Origin of the sequence: Tahibacter amnicola (assembly GCF_025398735.1) — a bacterium.
GTDB classification, from domain to species: Bacteria; Pseudomonadota; Gammaproteobacteria; order Xanthomonadales; family Rhodanobacteraceae; genus Tahibacter; species Tahibacter amnicola.
The window spans coordinates 4,773,906-4,790,049 of sequence record NZ_CP104694.1; the positions used below are offsets into that span (position 1 = coordinate 4,773,906).

Consider the following 16,144-nt stretch of genomic DNA (forward strand, 5'->3'; position numbering starts at 1 on the left):
ACATTCCCCCTAGAGGCCCTGTGTCCATCCCTGGCAATCCAGGCGCGCAGAACATTACGGCTTTGGCGTCATTGGGGATATTCGGTGTGCTATGGAGAAAAAGCAATAAATGAATACAGCAGTTTCCGATAGCGCCTGCTACGGCCCGGCTCGCCAGCATCGCAGCTTCAGCGCCACAGACGCGAGACCCGTATTCCACCAACGCCGGACCCACCTCCGGCCACGGCGGAATCGCGTCGGGTCCGCAACCGTCATCCAGAGAAGAACAACCGCCCACACGGGTAGCAGCACGATTGAAACGGGGATGCCAAGCAACACCCCCAAGCCCCGAACCGTCTTGCGGGCCAGCAACCGCATTCGTGTCACAGGCCGTTTCAGCCACCTGCGAAACTCCGCTGGAAGGGGAACGTGTGGCGAACCGCCCAGCGACTCCAGCGCGATGCACGCCGCCGCGAACAGAATAGGGTCTTCGTCCGCTGGCACTACTAACTGAATTGTCCGCTCGCAGAACGAACAACTGCGGTCGATCAGATCATGGACCTCAGCGTGTGAGTATCCTGAAAAGTTGGCAGCATTCTTCAACAGCGAATTGCGTAGGGCTTCCGCGCAATCGATCGTGACATCGACGTGATTCGGTACAACAAAGTTGAAACGTAATACACCATGCAGGACGTATGACGCTTCTGAATCACTGATAGGCGTAACCGTAACCGGGAGCGCGACGAACTGACGTATCGCAGCCAGGACCTGCGTCATGTCGGGAGGCACGTCCTCGAAGACAAAGTCTCGCCCCGACGAAAGCTGAATCGTCACCAGCGCCCCGTCCGCAAGTACCCACGACCTTCGCGTTCGCGTACAAACGCATAGACATGCCGGGTGACGGAGGCATCGCGCGCCGAAAACATGGCGTGATGCTCGCCCGGGCCACCGCCAAAGCAATGGCAATAAACCCAACCGCAGCGATCAGCCATCGTGTCGACGCTCTGGAACGTGACCCGATCGCCGGAGCCCCTGATTGCACCCGCCAACCGGCTTACACTAACCCTGCCCGAAACGGTCATGAACGCGACGTTCGAAACGCGATCGAAGTTACGCCACAGCTCAAGATAGCTGCTCCGATCAGTCGCCCTGTAGGCGATCAGCACACGTCCATCATTGCCACCGTCACGCCCGAGGATCGCTGGCGCACCCAATCCGGCGGCCGCACTTCGCCACCAGTGGCCCGAGTGCTCGCTCACGGAAATCACCAGCCACGGTGCTATGCCATCTCGCTCAGCGGCCACCAGCGCCGCTTCTCCGTAGGGCACGGATTCGCAGAACTGGGCACCACGCGCGCTCCATTCCAAAGATGTCACGTCGCTATAGGTTGCAATGCGCGATCGACACGATAGCGCCAAGGCATTGAACGCCCCGACATACTTCGGGTGCTTGCTGATCCAGATCGCGGCGGACTGTTGCATCGTGTTGGGATAGTCGGCCACTACCCAACTGTAGCAATTCACCAGTTCCCGCAACGTGTGGTCAAGCTCCCGCTGAAATGCGTTTCCACCGGGTCGAATAGCGAGGTTGCCACCATGCGCGATACCAATGAGGCCCGATTCGGGCAGCGCCCGTGAGAAATGGTCCCGGACTACACGCTCTACTCTCACGGGCATCCCGGATCCGTAGCGAAATGCAGCGCCAGACACTTTCAGCCAGTCATCCATCATCCGCGCGAACGCTTCGTTCTGCTCAAACACGTGGACGGTATAGGGTGTCCCGCTCGACGACAGTTGATCGCGATCATGGGTGCTCCGCGGCGTATCCAGCACCTGTATTGGTTCCGGCGACCGGTCCGGGATGGGCGTATTCCATGCCCTTACATCCTTCCGATGCGTCTGCAGGTACCGCCAGAGCTTTGTCTGCAATTCCACGACTCCGTCACTGGCAAGCCGCCACAGCAACCTGTGATAGGCGCGCTCGTGGCTATTGAACCAGTTCAGCAAGTCGACACCGTCCGGCATCGACAGGCACAAGCCCAACCACCGCCTCACGCGCCACGCGCCAATGACTTCCAACGAGTAGTTTGTCCCGGCGACATGATCCGCGCTCTCTTCGGATGCCAGTCTTTCCAGAAGGGGGAATGGCTCCTCGTCAGCCGGATATTCCAGCACCGCGAGTAGCCGGAGAATGGTTTTCGCATTGCGTTCCGCTTCGGAAATCTGGTCGTAACGCATGCGCGTCAGCCGGAAGTCCGGATGCTCGGACAGCAACACCAGGTCGGCGATCATCGTTCGGTCGTCAGGAAGTACAGTCACTGGACTTGATCACTTATCTCGAGCACATGACATACCAGCGCATCCTGCAGTACGCATCGACACTCGGCGCCCCTGAGACCTTTGGCAGCTCATTTCTTCGGTCCGTCCCGATCACCGGACGCATCGCCAAAAGGGTCCGAGACTCGCTTCCGGAAAGATCGGATCTCAAACAGTGTCGCTATGAGCGCCCACCCCACCCACACTGGCAGCATTACCAGGACATAGGGGATAGTCAGCCAAGCAAGCGCTGCTCTCATTCTCGCTCGGCGTCGCAGAATGCCGACAGTCAGTGTTCCGCTGACGAGACGGCGCGCGCTATGAGGAATCGCGTGACGCGTTGAGCCGCCCAGTGACTCCAGCGCGAGGCAGACGGCAGCCAGTATGGTGGGCTCCTGCCCATTCAACATGCTCAGGCGCACTGTTCGAATGCCGGTCTTGTCGGCGACCTGCTGGTGATACGGGTCCCGGCCAAGGCGGCGGTCGTACACGGCAATTTCCACGCAATTGCTCGGCGTGCAGTCAAAACTTATCTCGCCGTAGAGCGAGTCAGGTTCGAGACAGTGTTCGCGCAGACCTACAGATACACGCAGTCCGGCAATCTGGCTGGCCGTCGCTTCGATCGCCGCCGCGTCCGGTGCAGACCCGGCAAACTGGTACTCGAGGAAACACATTCCCATCATGGCTGGCTCGCCGATGTACGGCCATCAAACGCGTGGAGCGACTCGGCCCTTCGCATGGCCAAGCGGCCGACTCTTCACACAGGCTATGGCGTCCGCCGCACCGGAGCAAGTGAATCGTGATGGCGACGTTGCCGCATGGCCGAATACTCCGACCCTCCTACCAGCAGCGGGTACTCCGCACCGTGTCGCACGGCCGCCAGGATCCGCTACTGTTGGCGGGTCTGTTGTCCGAGAGGCATTTTTCATGTCGCTACTGTATCGATCAACCGCCGCGTCGCTGCTAGCCATCCTGACCGTGGCACACGCTTTCGCAGTCCCCCTTCCCGCCCCGAATCCATCCTCCTCGGTGAATGGCTCGGCACTAGCGAGAACGCCCGGGGCACGCGCTTCGTGTTCCGCGATGACGGCACGGCAACCTGGGTGATCGGTACGCCGTTCGAGATCGGTTTCTCGGCCAGTCCGCATGGGGATGGCCAGATCGCAGTGGATCTGAATGGATTTACGCAGGGGCCGCTGCAAGGAAAGACGTTGTACTGCCTGGCGCAGGTGACACCGGAGACCACGTTGCGCCTGGATTGCGAGCCGGGGAGCACAGCGGATGCGCGTCCGACGGACTACGATCCGAAGCAGACCCAAGAATTCCGCCGACCCTGAGTACTGCACGACATGCCTGTTGCCCTGAGCTCAAAACCTGTCCTGACCCTCGCAGCAGCCCGCCAGATCAGCGACGCCGCGGAGGCCGAAGCACTTCGTAACGAGTGGCATGTATCGATTGCCATTGTCGACGACGCCGGTCGCCTGCTGCATTTCTCACGCATGGACGGCAGCACGAACGCCAGCGTGGACATCGCTATTGCGAAGGCTCAGCACGCGGCGAATTATCGGCGCGACACGCGTTTTCACGAGGACGTGCTGCGCGATGGCGGCCTGCCGCTGCTGCGCCTTCCCGGCACCTTGCCGCTGGAAGGCGGATTGCGGCTGCTTGTCGGCGGGATCGTCGTGGGCGGCATCGGTGTTTCAGGCGTGCAAGCCGTCCAGGACGGACTGATTGCGCAGGCCGGGCTTTCGGTACTGATGTAGCGCCACGGTTACGGGCGGGCATGCGCCCGCCCGTCTGTCGCCACGGGAAGGCGCTATGGTTACTGCAGGTCGATCGTCACTTCCTTGCCCGGCTCGGCCATCTCGAAGCGGGCTTCCTCGAAATACGGACGACGCATGACGTGCGGATTGTTGCTCGAACCATAGCCTTCGGTCGGCATGCCCCACATGTTCTTGTCGAACTTGCCGTTGCCGTTCTCGTCGTGAATGACAGATACCGCGTAAGAACCCGCTTTCAGTCCCGGAAACTTCACGGTGGCGGTCTTCGCATCGGGCGTCAGGCTGGTCTTGGCCACGGGTTCCGCCTTGCGATCCCAGCCGTCCGCCGAATCCACCACCATCACACTGAGTTTGCCCTCCTGGGCGCGGATGGCGGAAATGGTCACGGTGAGGTCTGCCGCAGCCGCCGTGGCCGCGCCAAACAGAAACGCCAGTGCAGAAACGAGTTTCATCGGTGGACTCCTGGGGATGGATCAATCAGTGGCGCACAGTGTGCGCATTCCCCAGGGCTCGCACAGTTGTGGCGGATCACGACTTGCGCGTGATGATTGTCATCCGGGATTTTCCGCCTCTGCGGGTCGTTCTTGTTGGGTTGAACGCCCGGCTCGTTGATAGGTGAGCGCTGATTTCAAAGAGTCGGGCACCAACGCCACGAGCGCGTCGATCAGCGCCAACATCGCGACGTCATGGTTCCGCCTGCCCTTCTGACAGGCGTTCGCATAGATCTGCGCCTGCGTATTGAGCCAATAGACGTCGTGCACATCGACCTCGCCAATACGCAGCAGAGGCGGAATATTGTGGACAAGTTCCAATTCAGGATAGCGATCGATGCGCAGCCGCTGCCACCAGGGCATTGTCTGCACGTTTCGGGCATCCGGCAGCAGCCACCAGAGGATTTCGGTGTAGATCGCCTGCTTTGGCGTTTGAACGGGCGGCACGATCGACGTCATGTGTACGAGACGCCAATCGTTTTCGGCCATGCCAGCCGCCCGGTCTTCTTCATGTACTGGCGATGGATGTGCCGCGACAGGTGCGCACCACACCAGGGACAATGACGAATGCGCATCCGGCTCTCGAACCTGAGGCAGGGCTTCTTTTCGAGATCCTTCAGCGCCTCGACGACGAGCGGATGCGAATGGTCGTGGCGATACCGAAATACCATGCGATAGTGCCGATCTTCGTCGCAATCGTTCAATTCCACCGAAAATCCCTTTTTGCACGCGTAACCCCGATGGATTCTCATGCCCGAACAACAGGGGTCGATCTCGGGAAATTCGGTCGTCTCCATCACGCCCCCTTGCCAGTAGAGGTGCCGTGATGGCGACAGTCCGTTGCGGATTCAAGCCCCGCTCCCCGTCGTCAATCAAACCCATCCTGAAACAGGTACCCCGTATCGATACGACCGACGACGTAGTCTTCTGCAGCCGTTTCGCAGGCGGCATCGACGTGGCCGGCAAGCAGCACGCCGCCGTGCCACGGCGTCAGGGTAGACAGGCGGATCTTCGCGGGATCGGCTGAACACCCGGCTGTCGTCGGTCGATAGACGACAGCGGTGCTGCCGTTGTTGCCAAACGGTGTTTCGATGCGATCTTCCGCCGGCGTGTCGCCGACGTACGCCAGGCTCAGGTGTACTGCGACATCCGGCGTCGTTCCCACGAACGCCGTGGCACCGTGCAGGACGCGCCTGCCGGGAAGCAGCGCCAGATGCTGGCGTCCGTAGTCCACCTGGAGCGGCGTGGGCATACCACTGACCGTGGCATGCGGCATCATCAGGTAGTTGCTGCCGGACGCTCTGCACACCATGAGCACAGGTACGTAGCCATCGGGTTCATGGCGCAGCGCGGCAACCGCCAGCACACCGGGACGTACCAATTGCCCGCCGGAACCAAAGTACGATGCGCTGCCCGCAGGGGGCGTACTGAACGTCGACACCCGCTCCAGCGACGAGCGCTGCAGGCTACCGCAGAAGGGCACGATACGCGACGTGCCGACGATATCGGCATCACCGGCAATCCAGATGCTGCCATCGGGCGCCTCTACGGCTGCGTTGATACTGCGCGTGGCTGCGTCGCTGTCATACAGCTTTCCGGCCAGTAGCGTGCCCGTTGCACTCAGGCGCAGCGCGAAACCGCGATCCCGTTGCGCTGGATAGGCCATCCCGGCGACAAAGACGTTGCCGTCTGACAATACGCTGATCACCATCGGTCGCTCCCGCCGGGCGGCGTAGCCGATGAAGCTGTCCAGGTCGATCGTCACAATGCCGCCCGAGCCGAAGGTGGTGTCCAGGTCTCCGGTCGCGCGGTTCAGGCGCACGATCTGGATCGCCTCTCCGCCGTTGGCATCCGTCGGTACCGTGCGTGCAATGAGCATGCGCCCCTGGTTATCACACGCGCCCGGCGCCATCCGCAGCTTACCGTTTGGTTCAACCGCCGACGCTGCCGGCAGCATGGCGGTGGCCTTGCCGTCGTCGCTGAAGGTCGTGTCGTAATTGCCGTTCTCCAGCAGCCGGATCGTGACGATGCGATGCCCGTCCGAGGCGAGCCCCGCAATCGTCACGCGGCCGTTCGCCTCGACACAGGCCACGGAGGCTTCATCACGTTGACCGCTGCCGTTGACGGACTGAAAACCGTAGTGACGCAGCCCGGCATCGCCAAACCGCGTGTCCAGTGGCCCGTCGTGTGCCAGGACGGCAGCGCTGGAAAGCAGGGCGAACAGTGCGACGGTCAGTTTCATGTCGTAGCGCCAGAAAGCGGAGTCACCCTGCAGTACGCAGGACTCGCCGCTTTTCTCCGGGGAACCAGCAACGCTGGCGAAACTGCAAACGCCGTCACACGTTTTCGACGATGGGCGCCAGCGGCGCCCACTACACCGGTATTGGAGGCACTTTGCGCGCTGCTCCTGCGAATGTGGAAGCCAGGGGATCCTCTTGCCTAGGAATCAGCCATGCTGACCAGCTCTCCTCTCGCACGCCCGTGGTGGACGCTCGCACTGCCGATCGCACTGCTTGTCACTTCTGCGTTCGGAACCGCCCCCGTCCTGGCCGGCATGGACCGGTACGAGGATCCCCTGCTCCTGGAGCCCGACCGGGTCGCGGATCCGGTTTTTCCCGATGGTTTTGAAGCGATACCCGGTTGCAGTGAGTCAGTCAGCGGTGGCGGATGGAGCAACTATCCCGTTGCCACGCAGACCGGCAGTTTCACGGCGCGTTTCAACGCGACGCCCTCCCAGAACGGCATCGACGCGCTGGTCGGTCTTTCCAACGGCGCACAGACCGCGTTCACCGGATTGGCGGCGATTGTTGCATTCGACAGCACCGGCCATATCACGGCACGCAACGGCGGCGTCTATCCGGCATCCACCATCCCCTATTCCGCGGGATCGACGTACTACTTCCGCCTGGATGTTCATGTTTCCACAAAGACCTATTCCGTCTACGTCACATCGCCAGGTGGAAGCGAGCAACTGGTGGGCGCCAATTACGCCTTCCGTACCGAGCAGGCCAACGTTTCCCAGCTGACGAATCGCGCTTCCGTTGTCGCCGGCACAGCGGGGCGCCTGCGGGTGTGCAACTTCACGGTTTCCACGCTGCCTGTGACGCACGTCCAATACGGTTACCTGCCGCCCATCCAATACGTGGGTGGCGGCATGCAGACCTCGCCCGTTCCCGCAGGCCGCATCCACCAGACTGCCTGGGACCAGAGCGGCGGTCCGGACATCGTCGGCGTCTACACGCACGACTACAACGGCTGGAAATCACTGGTGTGGCGTTGGGCGGATACGATGCGTTCCGATGCCATCCGTCCCGTGTCACCTGCGCCCGGAACCACCTATCCGGCCTACCGGTTTGAACTGGCGCCCTGGGACCATGCCTCGCCCGGCACCGCCGGCGACCATCCGCGCGCCGAGTTCTTTTCCGTCGATCCTGCCGAGGACCGGCGCCAACGTGTGCCGCCGCGCGAGAACATCATCCGGCAGGGCGATGAGTACTGGGCCACGTTCGCGCTGTATCTGGCACCGGATTTCCCGCTCAACCACCGCTGGGCCACCCTGGTGCAGCGCAAATTCCAGAACGGCCTGAGCAATCCCAGCCAGTGGTTCAGCGTGAATGCGCACATGAACAAGCTCGACTACCAGTTCCCGCGCGGTATCTCCGGCGATTACAAAGTGGTCGCGAATATCTCGGATGTGCGGGGCCGCTGGATCCAGTTCACCATCCATGAGAAGGCCTCGTCCAATTCAGACGGTCTCTTCGAGGTGTACGTGAATGGGCAGCTGCACGGCCGCAAGACAGGCCCGACGCTGGATCCGGGCGATATCAACTACAACTTCCATCTCGGCTACTACCGCGCCAATGAGCCGGCCAACGGCCAGACCAGCGGCCCCGGCGTCGGCGTGGTGTATGAAACACCGCTGCTGATCTGGCGCGGACCCAATCCCGGCGGTATCGCCACCGTCCCGGCGCTACCCTAGGGATAGCTGCAACGGCGCGGGGTTCCCTGCCTCGCGTCGTTGCTGTTTTCGCCACGCCACGACGGAACGACGACTTACGCCAGCCGCCTGCTGCTAACACTTGTCGAGGCAACGGAACCTGCCAAGCTATCGTGGAGACCTGACAGGACTTCGACGATGGCCCGCTGGTGGAAATGGACGTGGAGCAATGCCTGCTGTCGCCTCGCTGGCGCGGGGGTCATCTTATGGAGCTACTTGTCCGAGGTGTGGGACTGCCAGCATGGCACCTACTACCGCGAAGTCGCGCTCATCGTCGCGGTAGCCTGTACCACCTTGTGGGTAAACCATGTATCGGCCGGCGCGCGGTGGCATGGGCGCTGTCTGAGAACCACGGTATTCGGCGCATTCACCGACATCGGAATAGCGCTCGTACTTGGCGTTTCCGCCTCCCTGCTGGCAAATTCTTTCATGACGGTAAATTGCCCGGGCGCGATGAGCCGCTTCATCCAAGTCCGCCAGGATGCAGAACGAGTACCTCATGCCTGGCCTCACGCGGGCCGGTCGAACGACGCATTGCAACCCCGGGCCGGCTATCTTACGGAGGACGGTTCTTTTCCACTGGTGGCCGACAACGCGCACGGAGTTTTTGTGTGGCAGGCCGACGGGGCCATTATTTTCGCCACTCGAGATCCCTTCGCCATTGCACTCCTTCGGCCAACCGTGGTGAACGGCACATGGTCGTGGACTTGCAGCGGATTTCCACCGCGCTATCTGTATTCATCGTGCCTGCCACTTGTTCATTAGACACGGCTGACAGCATCGGATGCTGCCGTTTCCTCACCGCCAATCCCCGCTCGCCACAAACCCCGCCCAGTAGAACGGATGCGTCGACTCGCCCTGCTCGCGTCGCTGGGCAATGACGGTAAGGCTGGCCTTGGCCATCGCATCGGGTGTTTCCTGCTTGTCTGCCAGGCGCGCCGAGTACAGCGCTTCCATCCACTGCGCGGTGGCCACATCGTCGACTGGCCACAGGCTCATGATCACCGTGCGGGCGCCGGCGAGGCGGAAGGCGCGGCGCAGGCCGAACACGCCCTCGTCGCTGAAGCGCTGGCCCAGTCCTGTGTCACAGGCGGAAAGAACGACCCAGCGCGCGTGATCCATGGACAAGGTGCTGACGTCAGCGCCCAGCAGCAGGCCGTTGTCGCCGGACTCGCCACTCAGCAGCAGGCCGGCCTCGCGCGCGAGCGCCTGGCGCGCCGTGCCGGCCGGGTCGGTGTCGCCGCGACGCAAGCCGACGCCACGTCGACCGGCGATCAACTGCGGTGCGCAGGAGGCGCCCAGTTCGAACGCGTGCGTGGCGAAGTGCACCACATCCGACTGGGGGAGTTCGCGCGCCACCGCCGTCGCGGTGGCGCGTGTGCCGCTGAGCGTTGTCACTTGCGCATAGCCGGCAGCACGGGCAATGCGTGACAGCGCGTTGATCTCACGCTCCGCACCTGGCAGCGGCGCAAATGCGTTGGCCACTTCCGGGCACCCGCTGCGCAGCCGTCCGAGGGACTCCGTGTCTTTCTTGCCCAGGCGCGACACGCCGACCAGAAGCAATCCGTTACGCGATGCCGCAGTCGCCGGCGCCGACAGCGCCAGGTCGTGCTCGGTTTCCAGCAGGTGCACGCGCACACCGCGTTCGAGCAGGAAGCCATCGCCATCGGGCAACGCCGCGAGATTCAGGCGGTGCAGTCCCGCGTCGGGCACGACGAAGACGCGCTGGTTCGCCGTGGCCAGCCGGAGCGGGTCGTAGACGCGCTTGCGCAGGGCAAATCCGGCATCGCGCAATTCCGTGTCCGAGGTCCGTGGTTGCAGCAACGTGCGATACCAGCGGCCAGCAACCGCATCAATGGCGGCAGCCTCACCCAGGTCCAGCAGGACCGGATCCGCCGAATCCCGCGCAACAAAGGCGTATACGTGCGCTTTTCCGCGCACGGATTCGTCTGTCGCGTCAAAGGCGTCGCCGACGGCAAAGGCCACCAGCGCGGCGCCTGCGGGCCGTGCACCGAGCAGCGACTGCACTGGTGGACGCTGCGTCACAGCGAGCGCAGTGCCCAATTGCTCCACCGCTTTGTCAACCTCCACGCGCAGCGCCGACAGCTGTTCCGGCGGCGCACCCGTCCGTAGCGCCAGCGCATAGGCCGACGCGGCCTTTGTCCATTTTTCCCATTTCTCGCGATCGGCCGGCGCCGCCGCCTGACGCGCGGCGGCCAGGCGCGCCGCGCCGATATGCGTGGCAAGACCACGCGCCGCGGCAATCGCCGACCAGGCCGTGATCACGCGCTCGGCATCCCCTTCCCGCGCGGCTGCCAGCATCCGGCCGCTGCACCGCGACAGCGCGCGTTTGAAATCCAGGGACTGGGTTTCGCCCAGCGCGGGCGCGACGCTCGCGACCAGCGCCGTGCGTTGCTGCTCGACGGCCAGTGCCGTCTGGAAGGCGGCAGCCGTATCGCCCTTGCGCGCTTGCGCTTCGGCCAGCTCGCAGCGCCACTCAAGCAGTTGTGGATGGCGCGGACCCACGCTGCTCTGGCGTTGCGCCAATGCGCCTTCCAGCATCTGTTGAGCCGCCACGGCGTCACCACGCTGCAACTTGACCCGCGCCAGGCCGCGCAGGGCCGGCGCCCCCTCGGGATGCTCCGGTCCGAGTTCGGTGGCAACGATGGCCAATGCGCGACGAAACAGGGCTTCTGCTTCGTCGAGCAGGCCGCGCCGCAGCGCAACCTCGCCGCTGTCCGTCAGCGGGGGTACGACACGCACGCTGTTCGGGCCGAACTGCTTTTCGAGCATGCCCAGGTTTTGCGCCAGCGCCACGTTCGCTTCGTCGTAGTGCCCGGTTTCGAAGGCGAGCGTTCCCAGGTTGCCCAGGATGGCGGCGTAGCTGCCGGACGCGACCAGCGCTTCGTCCTTTTCCGCCGCCGCCGCGGACTCGCGGTACAGCTGTAAGGCGATGTCGGGGTTGCCGAGCTGGCGTTCAGCCTCGGCAAGGTGTCCCAGGGTGTAGGCCAGGTCGCGATTGGACGGATTGGCGAGGCCCCGCAGGCGCTCGAGTTCCGGGCGCATCAGGTCGCGCACCGTGGTGAACTCGCCCTGGGAAATCAGCGATTCGCTCAGGATGCCGAGCATGCGCCGGCGATAGCCGTTCTGCGGAATGCCGATCGCCTCGGCCAGTTTCAGGCCTTCACGTGCCGTCGCGGCCGCCGCGTCGATATGGCCCTGGCGATCCTGCGCCATGGCCGAAAAATAGTAGGCACGCAGCCGACGTACCTGCTCCAGGCCGGTGTGCGGTACGCGTACCGCGTCGATCGCCTGCGTCGCCAGCACAGCCGCGTCGTCAAAACCACCTTGCATGGCGGTCAGCTGCGCCGCCGTCGCGAGCACGTAGGCGCGTTCGGCGGGGCTGATTTCACCCTGGCCGTCCTGCAAGGACGCGCGTGCATCGGCCAGCGCCGCATTGGCGGCTTCCATGTTGCGGGCACGCCAGGCGACTTCAGCACGCCAGGCCGCCACCGTAGCGAGCGAGCGTGCCTGGTCGCCGTCGCGTTCACGGCGCGCGGTGGTCAGGGCATCCACCCACGCGGTCCACTCGGCTTCGGTGACGTCCCTGGGGCTTTCCAGCAGCAGGTTGAACAGGGCATCCAATGCCTGCTCGCGGTGCGCGGGATCAGCCAGCGCAGCGGTGGCGATATCGCGTCCCTGGGCGTAGGACTCGGTCAGGTAGGTGGCGTCCACCTGTGCCGCCCAGTCCGGCGGGGTGGCACCCACCGGCATCAGGGCGCCTGCGCCGATCACGATGGCGCACGCCAGGCCGCGGAGGCGTTGCGCGACGCTTCGTCCCTTCCACGTGTCTGGCCGCAGCACCGCCAGAGAGGTGGAAAACATCAACAACGAGGCAGAGAAGAAGTCGCGCAATGTAGTCATTCCACCGGTCGTCCGCGTGAGAGTTCACCCTGCTACGCCGACGCCGACCTCACACAATCAGGATCGTCGGTGCGGAAACACGTATCGAAGACAGCGCACCTGGGCCGACGCATCGTCGCAACCGATACGCCGCAACAGGTCAGCGAGACTTTCCCCCTCGCTCGGCTTGGCCGCCTCCACCGGTACCAGGCGCGATACTCCGCGCGCGACCAGCGCCGACTCCGGGCTGGCGGCGTACTGCCATTGGGCCATACGGGTCTCGATCAACGGCAGGGGCATGGTAGAGGCAATCACGACGAAAGTGTCGCGATCGGCTTCGCTATCCACCTGCCAACTGAGTCCGGTAACGCCGTCGTGGCCGGGCAGTTGCCAGCGCGTACCCGGTGTCAGCGGGTTAGTCGGATTGAGCCCCGGCAAGGGAAACAGGACCGTCGGCTCCGGCGCGCCATCATCGTTGAAGACATAGACCCAGGTCGGCTGGGCGGCGGTCAATTCCAGCCGCAGGCGATCGCCCAGTGCAATCGTCGCACCGTCGTGCAGTTGCTCCCGAGTGCCTTGCGACTGCCGGTAGAACGCCGTATCCACCGCCACGCCCGGGGCCGGTGCGCGCAGCAGCATTGCCGTGGTAAGGGCCAGCACCAGCAACGCTGCTGCGGCAATCCAGTGCGCTGCGTGCGGGCGCCACGGCCGCATGGCCGATTCAATCGCCACCAGCATTGCCAGCACGCCCGGATGGCGCTTGGCCGGCTGGGGCAGCAATGCACGATCAATCGCGCGGGCCAGGGCCCGGGGGATCTCCGGACGCGCCTGGCACAACGGCTTGCGGGCCTGGGTCATGACGCGTTCGCGCAATGCATCCAGGTCGTCCGCCACATAGGGGTAGGTGCCGGTCAGGAGCCGGTAGAGCAGCACGCCCAGCGCGTACTGGTCCGAAGCGGCGCCGGGCTCGTCGCCATCGAGCACTTCCGGGGCCAGGTAATGGCGTGTGCCTGCAATGGTGCTGAAAGAGACATTTCCACTGATTTCCCGTGCACAGCCGAAGTCGGCCAGCACGATGCGGCCGCTGACGTCACGCAGCACATTCTCGGCCTTCACATCCCCATGGCTGAGTCCGTGGCGATGCACCGCGGCCAGTGCGCGGCACAACTGGATGCCAATCTGCGCCACCTCTTCCACTGGCATCGGGCCGTCGGATGCGAGCACTTCGGCGAGCGACTGGCCGCGCACCAGCTCGGTCCAGAGGCCAACGCGGCCGTCCTGCTCGGCGGCGCCGTAGACGCTGACGATATTGGACTGGCGCACCTTCGCCAGCCGGCGCGCCTCGGCCAGGAACTGGTGGGTCAGCGCATCGGAATCGAGCCGGCGCAGCTTGAGTGCGACATCCTGGTCGAGCATGGGATCGTAGGCGCGCCACACTTCGCCGTTGGCGCCCTCGGCCAGCTTTTCCAGGACGTCCAGGCCGGCGAACTGGAATTGCCGGCGCGGCGAGTCGTCGGCGCGATCCGGACGAATCTGCAGGCCGCGGAAGACCTGGGCCAACTGCGACAGTTCGCGCAGTCCGTCCGCGGTTTCGCCGGCCTCGCCGTCGAGCCGGGCAAGGAGTCTCCAGTCCAGCGCGGCATCGTCGGCGATCCCCGCCGCGATGCGTTCTAGGTCGTTTTTGTCGCCTGACATGCCAATCCCCTGCCCGTGCTGGTCGGGCGTCTGCTAAGGAAACGACGGCGAGACGCCCATCAGAACATCCATGCGTCGTCGGGAAGATCGCGCAACACGCGCAGGGGTTCAAGCGCAGCGCGGGGCGGCTGGCTGAGGCCGCCGGGCCTGAAAAAAACAAAGCCCGCACACGGCGGGCCAGTCGTCACGCCAAATTACGGCTGACTGTAAGGTTTCAGCGCTGCCGCCAGCTGGACCAGGGCGCGCGCCACCATGACACGGACCGCATCCGGTGAGCTGCCGACTTCAGCGGCAATCTCCGGGTAGCTCATGCCGAATTCCAGCCGCATGACGATGATGCCCTGCTGACGCTTGGGCAGGCTGGCCAGCGCCGCCTCATAGGCGCGCAGGCGTTCGTGGCCGACCAGTTGCTCGACCGGCGAGGGCAATTCGGTGTCGGCCAGTTCCGGATCGATTTCCGCGGACTCGGGGCGACGCATCAGGCGACGCACTTCGTCGCGTACCTGGTTGAGGAGAATCTGGCGCAGGTAGGCCAGGAAGCTGCCCGGGCCTTCACATTCAAAGTGATCGATCTGCTTGAGCGCCCGCATCAGGGCCAGCTGGACCAGATCTTCGGTTTCGTGCAGGTCGCGGGCGGCGCGCGGAAGGCGGCCGTGGGCCCATTGGCGGAGAAGTGGCAGGAATCGACGCACAAGCGCATCGCGGGCCGGGCGTTCGCCGGCGCGGACACGACGGATGAGGACTTCAGTCGGCTCGGCCACTGGCGTAAGTGTACGCCGAGGCAGCTCCCGCTGAACAAATGGCAGAACCCTTGCCACACTGGAGACAGACATTGCGCCCTCTTCCCGTTCCCGTTGTGGGGCGGCAAGGTACTCGCGGGCCTGGCGCCTGACCAATGAAAGGTATATATCCGGCGATAACCCCAAGTTATAGTGTGCGGAACTTCATGCTGAGGCCGCCAACTGCATGCGACTTCCGCTGTCCTCTCCCCTGCTCGAATCCTTCCTGGTGCTGGCGCGGGAATTGAACTTCTCCCGCGCGGCGGACCTGCTGCATATCACCCAGCCTGCGCTGACCAAGCGCATCCAGAACCTGGAATCCCTGCTAGGGCATGCGCTCCTGATCCGCCACCATAACGGACTGGAGCTGACCGAGTCCGGCCGCATCCTGCAGCGCTACGGCTCCGCGCTGGAGCATCAGGAAACCGAACTGCTGCAAAGCCTCGTGGGCGAGAAGACCGGCCAGCTGGGCGGCTTCTTCCGCATCGTCACCTACTCCTCGGCCCTGCGCTCGGTGGTCCTGCCGGCCATCGGGCACCTGCTGCGTGCGAATCCGAAGCTGTCCTGCCAGGCCTCCAAGGCGGAGGTGGAGGTGCTGCACGACATCCTGATCGACGGCCAGGTCGACTTCTGCGTCTCGCTATCTGAATGCGAACGGGCCGGCATCGAGAACGTGCAGCTGGGCGTCGAACGCGATGTCCTGATTGAATCCTCGCGCTACACGGGCCGGGAGCACTGCTACATCGACCACGACCCGCGCGACAACTTCACCGAGAAGTTCTTCCTGAGCCAGACCGGCAGCACTGTGCCGCGCATGGGACGTGCCTACTTCGACGACATCTACGGGCTGATCGACGCCGTGGCCGAAGGCGTCGGCCGCGCCGTCGTGCCGGTGCACCTGCTCGATCCGTCGATGCCGGTGCGCTTGGTCGAGGGCTTTCGCTGCTACGACGTCCCGGTATTCCTGCACTACCACCGGCAGCCGTACTACACGCGCCTGCAGCAGGCCGTGATCGACACCCTGGTGCAACAGTGTGCACCGCTGCTGCGCACCAACCGGATCGGCGTGAGCGTCGAATCGCCGGTGGAGGACGATGCGTTGGTCGCCGCCCGCCGCCGCAAGCGGCAGCAGCTGCCGCGCTGAGACGGATCGTCGGGCCGCCTGGGCGGTGCGGGTACATTAGATATGTCACGCGAAGGCTCA

Annotated in this window: 15 protein-coding genes; 5 read left to right on the top strand and 10 right to left on the bottom strand. The window is 64.0% G+C overall.

Going from position 1 to position 16,144, the window contains the following annotated elements; genetic code table 11:
- Positions 1-138 precede the first annotated feature (138 nt).
- The 3 genes from N4264_RS18695 to N4264_RS18705 all read right to left on the bottom strand — a co-directional run bounded on the left by N4264_RS18695 (position 139) and on the right by N4264_RS18705 (position 2,977).
- Entirely contained in the window at positions 139-813 is a 675-nt protein-coding gene (locus N4264_RS18695) for a hypothetical protein (protein ID WP_261693748.1), read from the bottom strand.
- Positions 810-2,270 carry a hypothetical protein gene (locus tag N4264_RS18700; protein ID WP_261693749.1) on the bottom strand — a complete coding sequence of 487 codons (1,461 nt, stop codon included), beginning with the start codon at positions 2,268-2,270 and terminating at the stop codon, positions 810-812. Before N4264_RS18700 ends, N4264_RS18695 begins: the two co-directional genes overlap by 4 nt.
- Positions 2,271-2,386: 116 nt before the next feature.
- Positions 2,387-2,977, bottom strand: coding sequence for a hypothetical protein (locus tag N4264_RS18705; RefSeq protein ID WP_261693750.1), 591 nt, complete (start codon positions 2,975-2,977; stop codon positions 2,387-2,389).
- Positions 2,978-3,367: 390 nt separating this feature from the next.
- Here N4264_RS18705 and N4264_RS18710 point away from each other — a divergent pair, with 390 nt between their 5' ends.
- Positions 3,368-3,631 carry a hypothetical protein gene (locus N4264_RS18710; protein ID WP_261693751.1) on the top strand — a complete coding sequence of 88 codons (264 nt, stop codon included), beginning with the start codon at positions 3,368-3,370 and terminating at the stop codon, positions 3,629-3,631.
- Between the two features lie 12 nt (positions 3,632-3,643).
- Positions 3,644-4,057, top strand: a complete 414-nt coding sequence (locus N4264_RS18715) for a GlcG/HbpS family heme-binding protein (protein ID WP_261693752.1) — start codon at positions 3,644-3,646, stop codon at positions 4,055-4,057.
- Positions 4,058-4,116: 59 nt separating this feature from the next.
- On the opposite strand, the gene N4264_RS18720 is transcribed toward N4264_RS18715, so the two are convergent.
- The 4 genes from N4264_RS18720 to N4264_RS18735 form a co-directional block, all read right to left on the bottom strand.
- Complete coding sequence (locus tag N4264_RS18720) at positions 4,117-4,527, bottom strand: DUF2141 domain-containing protein (protein ID WP_261693753.1); 411 nt, start codon at positions 4,525-4,527, stop codon at positions 4,117-4,119.
- A 99-nt stretch (positions 4,528-4,626) separates the two neighbouring features.
- Complete coding sequence (locus N4264_RS18725) at positions 4,627-5,055, bottom strand: hypothetical protein (protein WP_261693754.1); 429 nt, start codon at positions 5,053-5,055, stop codon at positions 4,627-4,629.
- Positions 5,022-5,363, bottom strand: coding sequence for a hypothetical protein (locus N4264_RS18730; protein WP_261693755.1), 342 nt, complete (start codon positions 5,361-5,363; stop codon positions 5,022-5,024). Before N4264_RS18730 ends, N4264_RS18725 begins: the two co-directional genes overlap by 34 nt.
- Before the next feature lie 71 nt (positions 5,364-5,434).
- Entirely contained in the window at positions 5,435-6,808 is a 1,374-nt protein-coding gene (locus N4264_RS18735) for an NHL repeat-containing protein (protein ID WP_261693756.1), read from the bottom strand.
- Positions 6,809-7,018: 210 nt separating this feature from the next.
- Here N4264_RS18735 and N4264_RS18740 point away from each other — a divergent pair, with 210 nt between their 5' ends.
- Both N4264_RS18740 and N4264_RS18745 read left to right on the top strand, forming a co-directional pair.
- Positions 7,019-8,545 (top strand): heparin lyase I family protein, encoded by a 1,527-nt coding sequence (locus tag N4264_RS18740; protein ID WP_261693757.1) that lies wholly within the window; start codon positions 7,019-7,021, stop codon positions 8,543-8,545.
- A 156-nt stretch (positions 8,546-8,701) separates the two neighbouring features.
- The gene (locus N4264_RS18745) at positions 8,702-9,328 is read left to right on the top strand and encodes a hypothetical protein (RefSeq protein WP_261693758.1); all 627 of its coding nucleotides are present in this window, start codon (positions 8,702-8,704) and stop codon (positions 9,326-9,328) included.
- Positions 9,329-9,361: 33 nt separating this feature from the next.
- On the opposite strand, the gene N4264_RS18750 is transcribed toward N4264_RS18745, so the two are convergent.
- The 3 genes from N4264_RS18750 to N4264_RS18760 all read right to left on the bottom strand — a co-directional run bounded on the left by N4264_RS18750 (position 9,362) and on the right by N4264_RS18760 (position 14,922).
- A complete protein-coding gene (locus N4264_RS18750) occupies positions 9,362-12,487 on the bottom strand; it encodes a CHAT domain-containing protein (RefSeq protein ID WP_261693759.1) in 3,126 nt (1,041 codons plus the stop codon).
- Positions 12,488-12,544: 57 nt separating this feature from the next.
- Entirely contained in the window at positions 12,545-14,161 is a 1,617-nt protein-coding gene (locus N4264_RS18755; RefSeq protein ID WP_261693760.1) for a serine/threonine-protein kinase, read from the bottom strand.
- 194 nt (positions 14,162-14,355) lie between these two features.
- Positions 14,356-14,922: an RNA polymerase sigma factor gene (locus N4264_RS18760; RefSeq protein ID WP_261693761.1), complete on the bottom strand. Its 567-nt coding sequence runs from the start codon at positions 14,920-14,922 to the stop codon at positions 14,356-14,358.
- A gap of 205 nt (positions 14,923-15,127) precedes the next feature.
- Here N4264_RS18760 and N4264_RS18765 point away from each other — a divergent pair, with 205 nt between their 5' ends.
- Positions 15,128-16,084 carry a LysR family transcriptional regulator gene (locus N4264_RS18765; RefSeq protein ID WP_261693762.1) on the top strand — a complete coding sequence of 319 codons (957 nt, stop codon included), beginning with the start codon at positions 15,128-15,130 and terminating at the stop codon, positions 16,082-16,084.
- Positions 16,085-16,144 lie beyond the last annotated feature (60 nt).